This window comes from Helicobacter rodentium ATCC 700285, assembly GCF_000687535.1.
In the GTDB taxonomy this organism is placed as follows: Bacteria; Campylobacterota; Campylobacteria; order Campylobacterales; family Helicobacteraceae; genus Helicobacter_D; species Helicobacter_D rodentium.
On the sequence record NZ_JHWC01000008.1, the window covers coordinates 55,784 to 70,823 of the forward strand.

General features: G+C 36.4%; 18 protein-coding genes and 2 tRNA genes. All 20 read right to left on the reverse strand.

Translation table 11 applies throughout. From position 1 onward, the window contains the following. Window positions 1-148: 148 nt before the first annotated feature. A tRNA-Arg gene (locus BS85_RS0107150) sits at window positions 149-225 on the reverse strand. Window positions 226-230: 5 nt separating this feature from the next. Then, window positions 231-306, reverse strand: a tRNA-Ala gene (locus BS85_RS0107155). Window positions 307-346: 40 nt separating this feature from the next. Beyond that, a complete protein-coding gene (gene coaE / locus BS85_RS0107160; protein ID WP_026944189.1) occupies window positions 347-949 on the reverse strand; it encodes a dephospho-CoA kinase in 603 nt (200 codons plus the stop codon). Then, window positions 946-1,749, reverse strand: coding sequence for a spermine/spermidine synthase domain-containing protein (locus BS85_RS0107165; protein WP_026944190.1), 804 nt, complete (start codon window positions 1,747-1,749; stop codon window positions 946-948). Before BS85_RS0107165 ends, coaE begins: the two co-directional genes overlap by 4 nt. A 77-nt stretch (window positions 1,750-1,826) precedes the next feature. Further along, window positions 1,827-2,357 carry an META domain-containing protein gene (locus BS85_RS0107170; RefSeq protein ID WP_026944191.1) on the reverse strand — a complete coding sequence of 177 codons (531 nt, stop codon included), beginning with the start codon at window positions 2,355-2,357 and terminating at the stop codon, window positions 1,827-1,829. Between the two features lie 9 nt (window positions 2,358-2,366). Continuing rightward, window positions 2,367-3,236: a peptidyl-prolyl cis-trans isomerase gene (locus tag BS85_RS0107175; protein ID WP_245596312.1), complete on the reverse strand. Its 870-nt coding sequence runs from the start codon at window positions 3,234-3,236 to the stop codon at window positions 2,367-2,369. Window positions 3,237-3,294: 58 nt separating this feature from the next. Beyond that, on the reverse strand, window positions 3,295-4,671 hold the full coding sequence (locus BS85_RS0107180) for a M20/M25/M40 family metallo-hydrolase (RefSeq protein ID WP_026944193.1): 1,377 nt from the start codon (window positions 4,669-4,671) through the stop codon (window positions 3,295-3,297). 9 nt (window positions 4,672-4,680) lie between these two features. After that, window positions 4,681-5,346, reverse strand: coding sequence for a 3-methyladenine DNA glycosylase (locus tag BS85_RS0107185; RefSeq protein ID WP_026944194.1), 666 nt, complete (start codon window positions 5,344-5,346; stop codon window positions 4,681-4,683). A gap of 17 nt (window positions 5,347-5,363) precedes the next feature. Then, window positions 5,364-6,536: a replication-associated recombination protein A gene (locus tag BS85_RS0107190; protein WP_026944195.1), complete on the reverse strand. Its 1,173-nt coding sequence runs from the start codon at window positions 6,534-6,536 to the stop codon at window positions 5,364-5,366. 219 nt (window positions 6,537-6,755) lie between these two features. After that, entirely contained in the window at window positions 6,756-7,430 is a 675-nt protein-coding gene (locus BS85_RS11500; RefSeq protein WP_026944196.1) for a di-trans,poly-cis-decaprenylcistransferase, read from the reverse strand. Beyond that, window positions 7,431-8,189 carry a hypothetical protein gene (locus BS85_RS11505; protein ID WP_026944197.1) on the reverse strand — a complete coding sequence of 253 codons (759 nt, stop codon included), beginning with the start codon at window positions 8,187-8,189 and terminating at the stop codon, window positions 7,431-7,433. Continuing rightward, entirely contained in the window at window positions 8,186-9,460 is a 1,275-nt protein-coding gene (gene coaBC, locus BS85_RS0107210; protein ID WP_245596313.1) for a bifunctional phosphopantothenoylcysteine decarboxylase/phosphopantothenate--cysteine ligase CoaBC, read from the reverse strand. Before coaBC ends, BS85_RS11505 begins: the two co-directional genes overlap by 4 nt. Before the next feature lie 8 nt (window positions 9,461-9,468). After that, entirely contained in the window at window positions 9,469-11,331 is a 1,863-nt protein-coding gene (gene mrdA / locus BS85_RS0107215) for a penicillin-binding protein 2 (RefSeq protein ID WP_026944199.1), read from the reverse strand. A gap of 1 nt (window position 11,332) precedes the next feature. Next, on the reverse strand, window positions 11,333-11,752 hold the full coding sequence (locus BS85_RS0107220) for a hypothetical protein (protein WP_245596314.1): 420 nt from the start codon (window positions 11,750-11,752) through the stop codon (window positions 11,333-11,335). Between the two features lie 11 nt (window positions 11,753-11,763). Then, window positions 11,764-12,300 (reverse strand): GNAT family N-acetyltransferase, encoded by a 537-nt coding sequence (locus tag BS85_RS0107225; protein WP_026944201.1) that lies wholly within the window; start codon window positions 12,298-12,300, stop codon window positions 11,764-11,766. Continuing rightward, window positions 12,297-12,938: a ribosome biogenesis GTP-binding protein YihA/YsxC gene (yihA, locus tag BS85_RS0107230; protein WP_026944202.1), complete on the reverse strand. Its 642-nt coding sequence runs from the start codon at window positions 12,936-12,938 to the stop codon at window positions 12,297-12,299. Before yihA ends, BS85_RS0107225 begins: the two co-directional genes overlap by 4 nt. Continuing rightward, entirely contained in the window at window positions 12,935-13,405 is a 471-nt protein-coding gene (lptA, locus tag BS85_RS0107235; RefSeq protein ID WP_026944203.1) for a lipopolysaccharide transport periplasmic protein LptA, read from the reverse strand. The genes yihA and lptA overlap by 4 nt, the downstream gene beginning before the upstream one ends. Next, entirely contained in the window at window positions 13,405-13,926 is a 522-nt protein-coding gene (locus BS85_RS0107240; protein WP_169734698.1) for a hypothetical protein, read from the reverse strand. Before BS85_RS0107240 ends, lptA begins: the two co-directional genes overlap by 1 nt. Window positions 13,927-13,954: 28 nt before the next feature. Further along, the gene (locus tag BS85_RS0107245) at window positions 13,955-14,449 is read right to left on the reverse strand and encodes a KdsC family phosphatase (RefSeq protein ID WP_026944205.1); all 495 of its coding nucleotides are present in this window, start codon (window positions 14,447-14,449) and stop codon (window positions 13,955-13,957) included. Continuing rightward, window positions 14,446-15,018 (reverse strand): imidazoleglycerol-phosphate dehydratase HisB, encoded by a 573-nt coding sequence (gene hisB, locus BS85_RS0107250; RefSeq protein ID WP_026944206.1) that lies wholly within the window; start codon window positions 15,016-15,018, stop codon window positions 14,446-14,448. Before hisB ends, BS85_RS0107245 begins: the two co-directional genes overlap by 4 nt. Window positions 15,019-15,040: the final 22 nt, after the last annotated feature.

Here is a 15,040-nt window from a genome sequence, read left to right on the forward strand (position 1 = left end):
ACAATATTATGGATTGCTTCGTTATTCGCTCCGCTCATTCCTCGCAATGACAAAGTAGAGGGGGATTTGTAAGAATAAGTAGGATTAATATTTTGCATAATTTAAAAAATTGATTCAAGGTATTTTAAAGCTATTTGATAAGAAAAAATGGTACGCCCGGAGGAATTCGAATCCCCGACCTACAGGACCGCAACCTGTTGCTCTATCCAGCTGAGCTACGGACGCACAAATGGTGGAGTGTAGGAGGATCGAACTCCTGACCTCAACGCTGCCAGCGTTGCGCTCTCCCAGCTGAGCTAACACCCCTACACTTTAAAGGGCAGAATTATAACAAACAAAGCTTAAATTAAATTTTAAGCTTTTGCAAGACATTTAAATAGCTCTCTACTGCGCTTTGCAATTCCTCTAAAGTGCCTAGGTTTTCAATTACATCACTAGCTAAAGTGCGCTTATATTCTAATGGCATCTGCGATTCTATTCTGCAAAGTGCTTCTTGTTTGCTTAATCCATTGCGTTTTTGTAGTCGCTCTAGCTGTAATTCTTTTGTCGCATAGATAAGCAAAGATTGCTTAATGGGATAGTGGTTTGTTTCAAAAAATAAAGGAATATCAATAAAATAAGGGGCTTTCTTAAGCTCTTGTGCTTGTGCTTGAATCTCAATCTCTTGTCTAATCTTTGGGTGTAAGATAGATTCTAATTTTGCCCTAGCGTCTTTGTCTGAAAATACAATTGCTCCTAATTTCTGTCGGTCAATCATAGAATCCGAACCTTCCTTTAAGATTCCATTGCCAAACACCGCAAGAACTTCCTTTGTGCTAGATTCTAATACCTTGTGCGAAATCTCGTCTGCACAAATCACACAATAGCCATAAAGCCTAAGCAACGAAGACACTGTGCTTTTACCACTTGCGATTCCACCACTTAATGCAATAGCATAAGAAAAATTCAATTTTTAGCCACTCCAAAGAGTGTTGTTTTCACAGATTGCGGCAAAACAAATGCACTTAAATGCAAATTTGCATTGTAATAATCTAATCCCTCCAACATATCTGCGCGTTGTAATTGAATATCCGCTGTGGGATGATACACTTTAGATGCAAAAATATAGCAATCTTGTAAAGGCGACAATGGAGCAAAGCAAGGCATTTTTACCCTAAAACCTTTTAAGGATTCCAATAACTGCTTTACTTCTAAAGCATCCAATAGAATCTGTGGAGATTTTATCATTAAGATTCCATCGTCTTTTAGCAAGGTTTGATAATCTTGAGGATTCTGCTTGGAATCTAACAACACCACAATATCATAACCTACTTTATTTCCCTCTACATTTTGCGCTAAAAACTCCTTGCTTTTTTGTGGAATCAATGTAAAATGTGAGGATTGCATCACCTCTTTATAGTGCGGCAAAAAGCTAATGAGAGATTCCAAAACCTTTAAATCAAATTGCAAAAAATCTACTTGCAAATCTTTATGTTTTAAAAACTCAAAGGCAATTTCTAAATTAAAACTTCCCACAATCAATACGCGTTTAGGCATTTTATGCGAACAAGCCGAAATATGTGCTAAAAACTCACTTTGCACACACAACAAATTCTGAAGTAACATTCCCTCCTCTAACAAAGCAATCTCACCAAAAGCAATAGAGTTAAAAAGCTCTAATGTATGCCTCTCGCCTTTGATTTCATGCAACTTACGTTCTATTTTGTATTCTTGTTGAAATTTATCATTATAGGATTTTGTAACCCACATTCTTTTACCTTTCAATAAATCTTAAAAGCCTAAAGCCTATTGTAATTTAGGTAAAAATATCTTTAAACTTTATACTTTTAGTTTAATACTAGATAAAAATCCTTACCTATAAAGAAAATTTTACTCACTCCTTTGGCTTCCTCTATGACAACAATTTTTGTAGAAACATTTAAAAAATTCTGCACCATAGTATCCTCGTGTATCATTACTTCTGGAGCACACATTTTGCGCGTCATTCCCACATTTCCAAGTTTAAGGTAATTGCCCTCTATTAAATAATCACCAAAAAAATGATTACAACCCAATGTGCCGTTAATTTTATTATTATTAAATCGCACCACAAAAGGGCTTTCCGCAGTTTGTTTTAAGACAATCGTATTGCCTTTGAGATGATAAGAATTGATTTTCCATTCCTCTTTAGATTCCAATAATTTTTTAAAATCCATCTCTTCACAATTCTTTGCCGTATTGGTTTCTTGGTTGTAGCATTGTGAAAATTGCGGGGCATTTGGAGTGGTTGCTTTTGTTGTGCCACAACCCACTAAAGCCACTGCGCTAATCGCCATTAAAGGCATACCATATTTAAAAAAACTTCTTATACTTAACATTTTTTCTCCTTATCTTAAACGCACAATATTAACTTTTGCATTAGAACGCAACTTTTCAAAATATTCATAAATCAAATAATCCTCTTTTTGCTCCATTATTTTTTGCAATACAACATTGCGAACATTATTGTAAGGCAAAAGTGCAGGATTATTCTTTGCTTGAATCAAGAATGTAACAAATTCGTCCTCAATGGGAAAAATTGGCGTAAATCTACCAATCGCCCCTTGCGTGAAAGCATTAACTATTTGAGGGTGTAATTCTATTGTCTGCAAGACTTCATTCGTCTTTTTGACGCTATTTGGAATCACTTTTCCATTGCTTTGAATCGTCTTTTCAAGTGCTTTATTATCCTTGCTAAAATACTTCACCACTTCAATACTTTGTGGAATAGAAAATTCTTGTTTGTGTGTATTATAGTAATTTTCAAGCTCTTTTTCATCTACCATTCGCAAACCCTCTTGCGTAATGGATTGATAGAGTTTTCTCTTTTGCAAATTCTGCTTAATGTTTTCTTTATAATCCTCCCAATTCCCACCATTGCCCTGAATATAATTCCTAACCTGCTCTAATGTCGCATTCTTTTGCTTTGCAATTCTTGCAATCTCATCTTCAATCTCAATCGTATTGACGACAATATTTCTCTTTTTAATCTCTTCTTTGTGCAATCTGTCGTTAATGAGCATATCTACTGCAATTTGTTGTGAAACTTTATCGCGTTGCTCTACTTGATACACTTCCATTAAAGTAACAGGGGAATCATTTACGAAAAATGCAATCCCATTTACAAGAGAAGGTGCTGCAAATAAAGAACTTGCCCATAAAGCACCAAAAGCTATAAAGCATAGAAAAACTTTTGAATCTCTTTTATTTTGTGCCATTCTTAATCCCTAAACCTAAATTTCTGCGCAATTCTAGCAAAATCTCTTTGGCATTTTGCTAAATTGCTTGGAATCTTTTTAGAACTTCTTTTAGAATCCTATCAAATCGCACAAAGCTTTCCAAATCCATCTCCTCATTTACTGAATGTGGATGAGAAATGCTTGGTCCAATGGAGGCAAAACTAACTTTTGGGTATTTTTGTTTCAAGATTCCACATTCAAGCCCAGCGTGAATGCTTTTTAATTCTACTTTGGGATTTTGCTCTTGCATTACTTCCCATACGCTTGTCAATAATAGGCTTTCCTCTTTCTCCCAAGGCGCATAATAATCAGATAATTTCACATCAAAGCCCAATGTTTCTAATCTAGCTTTTTCTTGTGTAATATTGTTTTGCATTAAAGATTCTTGATTTCCGCGTCCCATTACCACAAAATTAATTTGCACTTTTTCATTCTCAATATTTTGTCGCAGAATCCCAAGATTACTAGAGAGAATAGGTGCATTATCAGAAGAAACAATCACTCCATTTTGCAAGTTTAAAATGGCTTCTAAGATTTTATCTGCATTAAAATATTTGTTATTCCTCGCTTCAAAAGTAGAAAGAGCAAAATGCGCGGAATCCTTTAAGGGTTGTTGTGTGGCTTTTTTTAAAATGTCCTTGCATTGTGCATATTTTGGTTGCGGAATCGCAACGCGCAACATTGCATTCACAGGGATAGAATTTCTTTTCTCACCCCCGCTAAATTCTACAATAAAAGCTCCATTATCCACCAAATTCTTAGCAACTTTAGCTAATTCCAAAATCGCATTAGGAATCTTTTTGTGAATCTCAATCCCACTATGTCCGCCCTTAAATCCTTTTGTATAAATCTCTACTAGCTCACAATCTTGTGGAATCTCAAAGGATTCCATACAAATTTTGCATTCCAAATCATAGCCTCCAGCACAGGAGCAAACCAACTCATCTATCTCTTCACTATCGCAATTTAACATATAAGGGGAGAGCAAGGGCAATGCAATATCTCTTGCGCCCAACATTCCTACTTCCTCATCTATGGTAAAGAGACATTCAAGATTAATACAATCCCTTAAAGCAAGTAACATACACGCCAAAGCTGCCCCATTATCTGCCCCCAAACTAGAATCCTCTGCACACAAAAAATCTTTATTTTGACTCTTTTTGAATTTTGGCTTTACTTCAAATTCCGCAGATTCCCCCACATAAACCATATCATAATGCCCTTGCAAACAAATCTTGGGTGTGCCTTTAGAGCATAGCACATTACCTATTGTATCACACTGCACTTTTGCGCCAAATTTCTGTGCCTCTTTGATAATCCATTCCTTTAAAGCTTGTGTTTTAAAACTTGCGTGCGGAATCGCACAAATCTCTAAAAACACTTTTAAAGGCTCAAATTTTTCATATTTTTGCATTATTTTTCCTTACTGATGTTTTTTACAATACTCTACAATCTTGCCGTGAAATCTTGCGAACAATAGATTCATAGGAATCTCTAGCCCATAAAGTGCGCAAACCTTATCGTAATGTTCTCTTACTCCACTACTTAACCAATCCTGCAAATCCTCATAAGATTCCAAAGTATAGCCATAGGTTTGGAGCAACTTAAAAGTATAAGCATCTGCCACCATTACTTCTCGCCCCAAGCCATAGCACAAAATTGCATCGCAGGTTTCCATTCCAATTCCTTTTTGAGACAAAAGCCATTCGCGCGAAACTTGCATACAAAAATTTGCATAATCCCCAAAATCTTTTAAAATATTTTGACATATTTTTTGGATTCTTGTTGCTTTTTGACGATAGAATCCTACATTTTGCACCAAAACTTGCAAAGCAGAATTTGGAATCTTGCTTAAAGATTCCAAATCCAATATCTCTTGATTTCTTAATTTTTCTAATGCGATAGAGACTTGCTCCCAACGCGTATTTTGCACTAAAATTGCTCCAATTAACACTTCAAAGCTCAAAGCATTAGGCCACCACCATAAATTCTTTTGGTATTCCAACTCCGCAATACAAGAAATTTGAGGAATATTCGGTAATAAATTTTGCATTTTAAGATATTTTAATAACTCATAACTATTTGCAATCTCTATTCTTTCCCCGCTCATTCTTTGCTTTCCTTTCCTTTAATCTTATCTAGCCATTCCTTGAGGGTTTTTTCAAATCCTTTAGGTAACCACTCCACAAATTTTAAATCTTTATTTAAATATTTTTGTTCTACAAAGCCTCCAAAATCGTGGGGATAAAGATAATTTTTGTGGAATTGCAAAATATGGGGTGGAATTGGCTCGTTGGGGTTTTTTTCAACATAAGAAATCGCCTTATCAATCGCACAATAAGCACTATTGGACTTAGGCGAAGCACTAAGATAAATCACACATTGGGCTAAGAGAATCCTAGCCTCTGGATAACCAATTTTTGCAACGCTTTGCATTGTGGAATTAGCTAAATTTAAGGCATTGGGATTAGCATTTCCAATATCCTCACTTGCTAAAATCACGAGGCGGCGCGCGATAAATTCAGGGTTTTCTCCTCCCGCAATCAAACGCGCAAGATAATAAATCGCTGCGTTTTCATCGCTTCCACGAATGCTTTTAATCATTGCCGAGATAAGATTATAATGCGTATCTAACTCGCTTGTGCCACTTAGGCTTGTCTTGCGAAAAGATTCTAAAAGCCCTATATTTAAAGGCAAATCCGTGCTTAACGCACAATCAAGCAGATTCAACATCGCCCTTGCATCTCCTCCGCTTGTTTGGATTAAAAAGTCTTTTACCTCCGCTTTTAGCGTATAGGATTCTAAAATTTTTTCTAAATCCTCTTGGCTTAAAGGATAAAATTCAAACACCATAGAACGCGAACGAATCGCTTGAGTAAGAGCAAAATAGGGATTCTCTGTGGAAGCTCCCAAAAGCAAGGCTTGATTGTTTTCCATAACGGGCAAAAGCATTTCTTGCTGTGTTTTGCTCAAACGATGCACTTCATCAATAAAAATGAGGGGTTTTTGTAGAGTATGATGATGAGTTTTTAGGATTCCACGCAAATCCTCTGCCTTAAAATTTGTGGCATTTAGAGGATAGAAGGGATAATCCATTGCTTTAGCAATCAGCATTGCCGCGCTTGTTTTACCGCTTCCCGGAGGTCCAAAGAAAAAGCTATGGGGAATCTTACGCGACAAAATCAAGCGCATAAAAGGTGCATTTTCTCCAAAAAGATGGGATTGTCCGATAAAATCTTGAAAACTTTTAGGTCTTTTATTGTATGCTAAGTTTTTCATTTTTACTCTTTTAAGGAAAAGTATGTCAAAGTTTATTCCTTTATTGTTAGGATTTTTCGCTGCCTTTATGGTGCTTTTTATGATGTATGGCACAGACAATCCTGTGTTTTAGCAAGATTAACTATTGTTATTTATTTAGACTTTTTGTGGTTTTGCCTATTTTAAAAGGGGGATTATAATACATATTCCATTAAAGATTCTCTACTTAAACAAAAAACTTTATAGCCCACCAAAGCGACGATTCCTTTGGTGAAATTCTGTAAGCATAGAAGCCAATTCTTGTGTGCTAAAATTAGGCCACAAAGTTTGGGTAAAAAACAGCTCTGCATACGCACTCTGCCACAAAAGAAAGTTTGAAAGTCGCATTTCTCCCCCTGTGCGCACGAGCATATCTACATCTGGGATTCCCTTTGTATCTAGCATTTGAGCAATTTCCCCTTCTTGCACTTGTTGCAAATCTCCTTTTTGGCTTAATTGTATAAATGCGCGTCTTAATTCATCTTTTGCGCCATAATTTAACGCCAAAATCTGCGTTAGCCCATTGCATTTCTCCTGTGTTTGCTCCTCTAAAGATTTGATTTCTTGTTGTAGCTCTAAACTTAATTTACTAAGATCTCCAATGCTTTTAAAGACGATATTGGATTCCAAATAAGTTTGTCGCTCCTTTACTAAATATTCCCCTAAAAGCTTCATCAAATATTCTACTTCCGCTTTGGGACGTTTCCAATTTTCGGTAGAAAAAGCATAAAGACTCAAATACTTTATACCGCTTTTTGCGCAAAATTCTGTAATTTCTCGGATCTTCTTTGCACCCTCTTTATGACCAAAAATACGAGGTTGTAGGTGCTTTTTTGCCCATCTGCCATTGCCGTCCATAATAAGCGCAAGATGCATTTAGCCCTCTAAATCCAACAAAGAATTACTAAAGTCATACAAAGGCACGATTCCGCTATCTACACTAATATTGGTTTCACGAATAAACTCAAGCTCCTTTAGATTCTCGCGCAACAAACGCGCCACCCCCTCATACATCACGCTAATATCTAACCGCACACCCTCTTTGAAATTCCAAAGTAAGCCCCAAGTAGCACCGAGATTTGCAAAGACAGAATAAAACTCTAAACATTCCTGCTCACCTATTCGTTTTTTTCTTAACTGCATTAAACCATCCTTGCTCTCATCATCATAATGCAAAGGAATCGTGAGAACTTTCTGTTTCAATGACATTAGCATATGGCTCAAAAATGCAAATTCCCACCTAGATTCCGCATTTGCCAAACGATCACTCAAAAACCCTTTCATTACATCAAAGGGATTCTCTCCTCTTAAAAACTCCTGCATTGCCTCGCTACTAAGTTTGAGTGGGACATTTTGCTCTTTTAGCAAATCGGGTTGCTTGATAAGATTAGAAAGAGTGATTCCACCTGCGCTTCCACGCGCCATTTGAGCCCAATATTTTCCCCCAATCTCTAGTTCTTTTAGGCTTTTTGTCTCCATTGCTATATTACCAACTTTTAGCATATAGCGGATTCCTTGCATTTTTTCCATTACTTCTAATCTCATCGGGAGTGAGGCATTAAACTGCGTAGGTTTATTTGCGGAGTTTTGTAATGTATTTTGCACTTGTGCAAGTTGGCTTAGTTGCTTTATCATAAGTTTTTTGCCTGTTGTAAAATTTTAAAGGCTAAACTGAATTTATCGCAAAATCCCAAATCCACAACAGAGGAATCTTGTATCCAAAAAATTTGATTCTGCTGGGATTCTAGTGGATTTTTGGATTCTGTAATCGTATTCAAGCAAATTGCGTCTATTTGTTTTTGCCTTAGTGCATTTTGTGCATTTTGCAAACTAACTTCCTCATTTGCTTGTGATTCTAGTTTGAAACCAATCGTTTTTTGCACTTTGGGCAATGTGGCTAAAATATCTTTGTTTTCTTGCAATTGCAGATTCCACACTTCGCCAATTTCTTGTTTTTTGAGCTTACCATGTGCTTTTTTAGGGAGATAATCACTAATTGCCGCATTCATAAACAAAAAAGATTGTTTTGATTTACAAAATGGGCTTTTCTGCCAAGAGAGAATCGCATTGAAAAAATCCTCGCTAGATTCCACTTCTTTAATGTTTATATCCAAAGGTAAAGGATAAGGCATTTTTGAACTAATAAAATAAACATTTGCACCCAAAAAATAAGCGGCTAACGCCAACGATGATCCCATTTTGCCACTAGAAAAGTTAGATAAATAGCGCACATCATCTATTGCTTCCTTGCTCCCACCACCACTTACGCATACAGCACAATTTTCCCAAAAAGAGTTCTTTAATAAAGCGCGTAAAAGGTTAAATACAATCTCTAAGGGATCTGCTAATGCACCATATCCATTTGTTCCACACGCAAGTTCTTTTACTTGTGGAGGAATGACAAAATGCGAACCATATTCCTTAAGAATTTTGTTCAAAGAAGTTGTAGAATTATTCAGCATTACACTATTTGCAGCAGGTGCAACAAGTTTAATTTTATCAAACGCTAAAAAGCTTTCCAATAAAACATTATCTGCGATTCCATTTGCAATTTTATTAAAAGTATTCGCAGTGCTTGGTGCAATTAAAAACACATCTCCCCAAGTTGCAAGCTCAATATGGTTGCAGGGATTCTGTCCCCAACTTTGCGTCTCTTGTGTCAAAACCTGATGATGTGAAATTGCCTCAAAAAGCAAGGGTTTAATAAACTCCTGTGCGCTTTGGCTCATCACTACGCGCACACTTGCGCCTAATTTTTGCAAGATTCTAATAATCTCCAAAGACTTGTAAATCGCAACACTTCCACAGACGCCTAAAATAACCTTTTTGTCTTTCAAGAGTTTTGGTAGAGATTCTACAAAGTCCATTTTTTGGGTTGATTCTATCTTGTTGATTTCTGATTCCATTCCCACTCCTACTCTGCTTCTGCTTCAAAGCTAGAATCTACCGCATTAATAGTCTTTGTATTTTTCCCCCCACGAGGTTTTACATAACCTAAATCCACTAATGCGTTTGCAAGTTTTGCCAATACCGGACCACCTGTACCGCTACCACTCCCGCCGTGTTCTACCATTACCGTAATCACATAAAGCGGATTATCTGCAGGCAAAAAGCCCGTGATCCAAGCTTGGGAGCGATGAAAATAATCCATATCTTTTTCTTTGATTCTATCCTTATCTGCCTGTGAAATGCCTACAACCTGTGCAGTTCCTGTCTTACAAGCAAGATAGGCTTTGGATTCTCGCGTAGAGAGATTCGCCGTTCCACCTGCCTCCGAACACACTTGACGCATTCCTTCTCTAAGGACATTTAACTTGCTTTTTTGAAAATCACTCAAGACATCTCTTGGTGGATAAATCTTTTTTCCCTCTGTGGTTTCTTTTGCAAAATGCGGAATCGGTAATTTTCCACTCGCAATTAAAGCGGTATAATTTGCTATTTGCAAAGGTGTAGTCAAAAATAACCCCTGCCCAATAGAGCTTACTACATTATCACCCGCATACCAATCTTGTTTAAAACGAGCTTTTTTTAATTTTGGGCTTGGGACAATTCCGGAAAATTCATTTGGCAAATCTACTCCTGTCTTTTTTCCTAATCCCATAGTTTTTAACACATTGGCAATATCTTCAAAATCTGCCTTTAAAGAGAGAATATAAAAATACACATCTACACTTCGCTTTAATGCTTTATACAAATCTGCACTCCCGTGTCCCTCTTTTTTCCAATCACGGAATTTTCTCCCTCCTAGCTCTATGAAAGCAGGAGTTTTTATCTCTGTTGTTTCGCTAATCCCTGCGTGTTCTAAAAGAGCTAGTCCCATTCCCATTTTAATTACAGAACCGGGCGGATACAAACCATTGATAAATTTATTGATGAGTGGCTTATAGGGGCTATCTCGCAAGACATTCCAATTCTCATAAGAGATTCCGCCCACGAAATGATTTAAATTGTATTCTGGATAACTTCCTGCAGCTAGAATCTCTCCATTGTGCGCATTCATAACGATTGCCGCTCCATTGTGCTCCATAAAAATCTCGTCCATTGTGCGCTGAAGCCTAATATCTAACGTGGTAATTAAATCGTGATTCTCAATCGCGTCCTCGTGTGAAACTACTTCCATTTCTTTGTTTAATGCAGTTACTTTTACAATGCGTTTGCCAACTTCCCCTTGCAAATAACTATCGTATTGACGCTCTAACCCCTCTTTGCCTATATTTCCTGTGTATTGAGCAATGGGTTGGTCTTCAATATCTTTTTGATTTGCTTTGCTTACATACCCAATCACATGAGAAGCAGAGGTTTTGTTGGGATAATATCGGTGCGCTAAAGGAATGATACGCAATCTTTCGCTTTGAGAAAGCTGTGTATAATGTTGCAAAATAAAACTATGCTCTACAAACTCAATAATTGGTATATAATCGTGGTTATAAGGAGAATCCTTTTGACGATAATTTTTCATTAATTCCTCTTTGGAATATTGAGGAAAAAATGCCAAAAGATTCTCCACTTCTCTCTCTAGCAAAGGCAAATTGGAACGCAAAGAAAGACGAGGAGGAAGTGAAAGCATAAAACCTACATTGTTTGTCGCAAGCGGTTCGCCATATCTGTCTAAAATCTGCCCACGCACAGGCACAATGTATTCCTCGCGTAGAATATTCTTGATTGCTTGTTCTTGAAAAAAAGCCTGTTTTAAAACACTTAAATCAAAGATTCTAGCCAATAATAATATCCAAAACAGCACGAAGATTATAAAGGCTATTGTTACACGAATATTCATCTTATAAAATCCACATAAAAAACCAAATTAACACCATTTCACACACAATATACAATCCAACAAGCCAAGAAATTGGTGGAATATCAAAATCCAAAAACCAACCAAAAATTTTCAAAAACGCAAAATAGCCCAAATAAGCATAAGCTATAAAAAATGGAATAAAAATCTTGCTATCACCAAAGAATTTGCGGAACTTTGGCAATAGAATCTCAAAGGATACCGCAATAAACAAAATGCTACTCAAAAAAGGAAAACCTTTACTCGCCTCATAATAGAGAAAAAAAGGAACTAAAAAATAAAAACTTTCAAAATATTGCTCTTCATAATTCTCTTGTGTTAGCACATACATTACACCAAAAAGTGGTGGCAAAAAATAAAAAATATCTGTTAAAGCAAGATAAAAGACAAGTGCAATAATCAAAAAAAAGATTTTTAAATTTTTTTGATTAACGCTATTTCTTCGCATAGTGGAAAATGTTTGCATAAAATACAATCCGCCCATATTTTTTGATTTGGTATATTTTCTTTACTAATCTCTTGAAATCCTAATTTTTCAAATAAAACGCGTTTATAAGTTAAAACCAAAATCTCCTTAATTCCAAGCGTTTTACCCTCACGCTCACAATCTAAGATTAACGCACTCCCTGCTCCTAACCTTTGCGCAAAAGGTGCTACAACAAGACTACGAATTTCTGCCAACTCCAAAGAATGGATATGCAAAGCACAGAATCCCAACATTATGGGATTCTTTAGCTCACTTAGCTTTTTAGATTCTAGCTTTAATTTCGCTTTAGGAGCATTTTCAAGATTTTTTAGTGCAGACTCTTCTTCCCAAACTACACGATAGGAGCGAATCATATTCGCCATTGCCTCTGTACTCCTCTCTAAAATTACGCCACGTTCAACTTCTAAACGAACAATTTCACGCATTTTAGGAATATCCGCTAAGAGTGGGGGTGCAATAATCATAAATCCTCCAAAACTTCTTGCCCAAGTGCATTTGCAATAATGGAATCTACTATTTTGTCTTGATTCTGCCTCTTTAAAGAACTAGAAAATAGTGCTTTAGGAAATGCAGTTTTTAGCCTATTTTGCTCCGTTGCATTTAATTTATCAAATTTTGTAAAAATCCGCATTAAATGCTGGTCAGCCCTAAGAAATTGCGAGATAAAGCAAACAAGATTCTCATCAATTTCTAAATCTGTATGACGACTATCTACCAAATGCACAAACAGCCTAATATTATCACGTTTGCGCAAAAATTCTACTAAATTGCGATTCCATAATTCCTTTTGGCTTTTTGCAACTTTAGCATAACCAAAACCCGGCAAATCCACAAACATCATCTTCAATGTTTCAGATTCCAAGCTATTTTGCGTCTTATTTTCCCTCCATTCTGTTAAGAAAAAATTAATTAATTGTGTCTTGCCGGGTGTTGCAGAACTTTTAGCGAGATTTTTTTGATGACAGATTAAATTAATCAATGTGCTTTTGCCTACATTACTGCGTCCCAAAAAAGCCACTTCTGAAATAATGGGTGGAGGACATTGCGCAAGTGTTTGTGCCGAAGTTTGGAATCTTGCAGACTTTAAAAGATAATGACTCATAGCTGCCCTTTTTCAAGCTTAAAAATCAAACGCGCAGGTTTATTATCATTGCCTATAACATTAATAAAACCCTCTCTATGTCGGATAATAATTTTATCTCCGCGCACAATATTGTTTTTAGCGGGTTCTTTTACAACCGCATTTCCTAGAATCTGATATTCTTGATTGGAAGGCAAATAAAATGCTTCATTTGCCTGTCCTTCAATCTTGCGCCCATCTTGCAAAGTAAGCCAAAAGCGCACATTTCCAACCGCTTGCATTTTGGTTGGACGATTGTTGGAATCAAGATAAATAAAGGCTTCATTCGCTTTTAAATTATCTTTTGCGCGTTTTACCTCTACATTGCCTTTAAGTTGTGTTATTTTGCGTTTCTCATCGGCAATTAACTCTTTTGCACTCACTTCAATTTCATTTGCCAACACAAAATGGTTTAAAAACAACAACGCAATTCCAACCAAAATTCTCATCAATTTGCCTTTAGGATTCCATAAATATTGTCTGCATAGACTTTGTTTTCCTTATAAACAATATTCTGTCCTCTAATCTTGTAATTTTCGTCCAAAACGATAAACTCCCCCTCTCCTTTTAACTCTTTTTTGTCGGGATTATAATTTGCAACTTGACTCCAAAACTCTGTTGCATCACGTTTGTAATTTACTCCCTGCGGAAAGAAAATCTCTTGATTATCATAAAGGGCAAAACTAGATTGCAAATTCTCTTGAACCCCCTCTTTGGCTTTTTCATTCGGAAAAGTAAAATTCACAATGCTAAAATGTTCTAATTCATTTAATTTTTGGGCATTTTCACGCGCCCTCTTTCCAAACGCAACAACACTTACGCCTTGTGTTCCGATTCTATAATATTCAAAATCAAAGATTTCAAATCTCGCGACTTCCTTTGGTTTTGCTAGATTTTGGACTTCTTTATTATTCAAAACTACAGCCATTACAAAACTAAAAACACACAAAGAAAGAAAAAATATTGGCACTAAACGCCCACTTTGAAGTTGATTTATTCTAAGCAAAGATTTCATAAAACCTAACTTGCAACTTTTCTTTTTTGATTAACCAATTAATCATTTCACGCACCGCCCCTTTGCCACCTTTACTCTTTAAGACTTTATAGACGCTATGTCTCACTTCTTTTACCGCATCTGATGGAGCAAAAGAATATTTAACAAGCCTTAGCATACTCAAATCATTTAAATCATCGCCGATAATAGCGACTTCCTTTAAAGAAAGATTAGCTTCCTTTAAAATCTCCTCTAAAGCCTCTGCTTTATTACTTACGCCTTGTTTTAAATAAGTAATTTTAAGCTCTTGCGCTCGGGTTTTGACTAATTGGGATTCTCTCCCTGTGATGATTGCAACCTTTCTCCCAAGCTTAAGCCAAGCTGCGATTCCTAAACCATCCTTAACATTAAACGCCTTAATCTCTATACCTTCATTGGTATAAATTAGCTCTCCATTGCTTAAAGTGCCATCTACATCTAATACAATTAATTGAATCATAAAATACCTTTTGTGCTTGGAATCCCTATTGTTTCGTTCTTGGTAGTTGCACGGCGCAAAGCCACTGCAAACGATTTAAAAGCAGCTTCTATTAAATGGTGCTTATTTTTACCCCGCTTCTTAACAATATGTGCAGAGATTCCAGCATTTACAACTACTGCGCGAAAAAACTCCTCTACCAACTCACAATCAAAATCTCCGACCTTACCCACTACATTTAAATCAAAAAACAAAAAAGGACGATTACTAAGGTCTAAATCACATTCCACACAAGCTTCGTCCATTACAATCGAAGCATTCCCGAAACGTTCAACCCTTTGAATAGGAAAAAGTGAATTTTTAAGCAAAGTCCCAATTACGATTCCACAATCCTCCACGCTATGGTGAAAATCCACTTCTAAATCTCCCTCACATTGTAGCTTTAAATTCCAATTAGAATGCTTACAGAGTGATTCTAACATATGATTAAAAAAGCCAATATTGGTTGCAATCTCTGCTTTACCTTCGCCATAAACCTCTAAAGTTGCGGTAATTCGTGTTTCTTTAGTATTGCGTGTGAGAGTTTCCATTCATCTGCCCTCCTTGAATTTA

Excerpts from the sequence above, each read along its gene's own strand:
- BS85_RS0107165 (WP_026944190.1), bottom strand. The coding sequence starts at position 1,749 with ATGTGGGTTACAAAATCCTATAATGATAAATTTCAACAAGAATACAAA.
- BS85_RS0107170 (WP_026944191.1), bottom strand. The coding sequence starts at position 2,357 with ATGTTAAGTATAAGAAGTTTTTTTAAATATGGTATGCCTTTAATGGCG.
- BS85_RS0107175 (WP_245596312.1), bottom strand. The coding sequence starts at position 3,236 with ATGGCACAAAATAAAAGAGATTCAAAAGTTTTTCTATGCTTTATAGCT.
- BS85_RS0107180 (WP_026944193.1), bottom strand. The coding sequence starts at position 4,671 with ATGCAAAAATATGAAAAATTTGAGCCTTTAAAAGTGTTTTTAGAGATT.
- BS85_RS0107190 (WP_026944195.1), bottom strand. The coding sequence starts at position 6,536 with ATGAAAAACTTAGCATACAATAAAAGACCTAAAAGTTTTCAAGATTTT.
- BS85_RS11500 (WP_026944196.1), bottom strand. The coding sequence starts at position 7,430 with ATGCATCTTGCGCTTATTATGGACGGCAATGGCAGATGGGCAAAAAAG.
- BS85_RS11505 (WP_026944197.1), bottom strand. The coding sequence starts at position 8,189 with ATGATAAAGCAACTAAGCCAACTTGCACAAGTGCAAAATACATTACAA.
- coaBC (WP_245596313.1), bottom strand. The coding sequence starts at position 9,460 with ATGGAATCAGAAATCAACAAGATAGAATCAACCCAAAAAATGGACTTT.
- mrdA (WP_026944199.1), bottom strand. The coding sequence starts at position 11,331 with ATGAATATTCGTGTAACAATAGCCTTTATAATCTTCGTGCTGTTTTGG.
- BS85_RS0107225 (WP_026944201.1), bottom strand. The coding sequence starts at position 12,300 with ATGATTATTGCACCCCCACTCTTAGCGGATATTCCTAAAATGCGTGAA.
- yihA (WP_026944202.1), bottom strand. The coding sequence starts at position 12,938 with ATGAGTCATTATCTTTTAAAGTCTGCAAGATTCCAAACTTCGGCACAA.
- lptA (WP_026944203.1), bottom strand. The coding sequence starts at position 13,405 with ATGAGAATTTTGGTTGGAATTGCGTTGTTGTTTTTAAACCATTTTGTG.
- BS85_RS0107245 (WP_026944205.1), bottom strand. The coding sequence starts at position 14,449 with ATGATTCAATTAATTGTATTAGATGTAGATGGCACTTTAAGCAATGGA.
- hisB (WP_026944206.1), bottom strand. The coding sequence starts at position 15,018 with ATGGAAACTCTCACACGCAATACTAAAGAAACACGAATTACCGCAACT.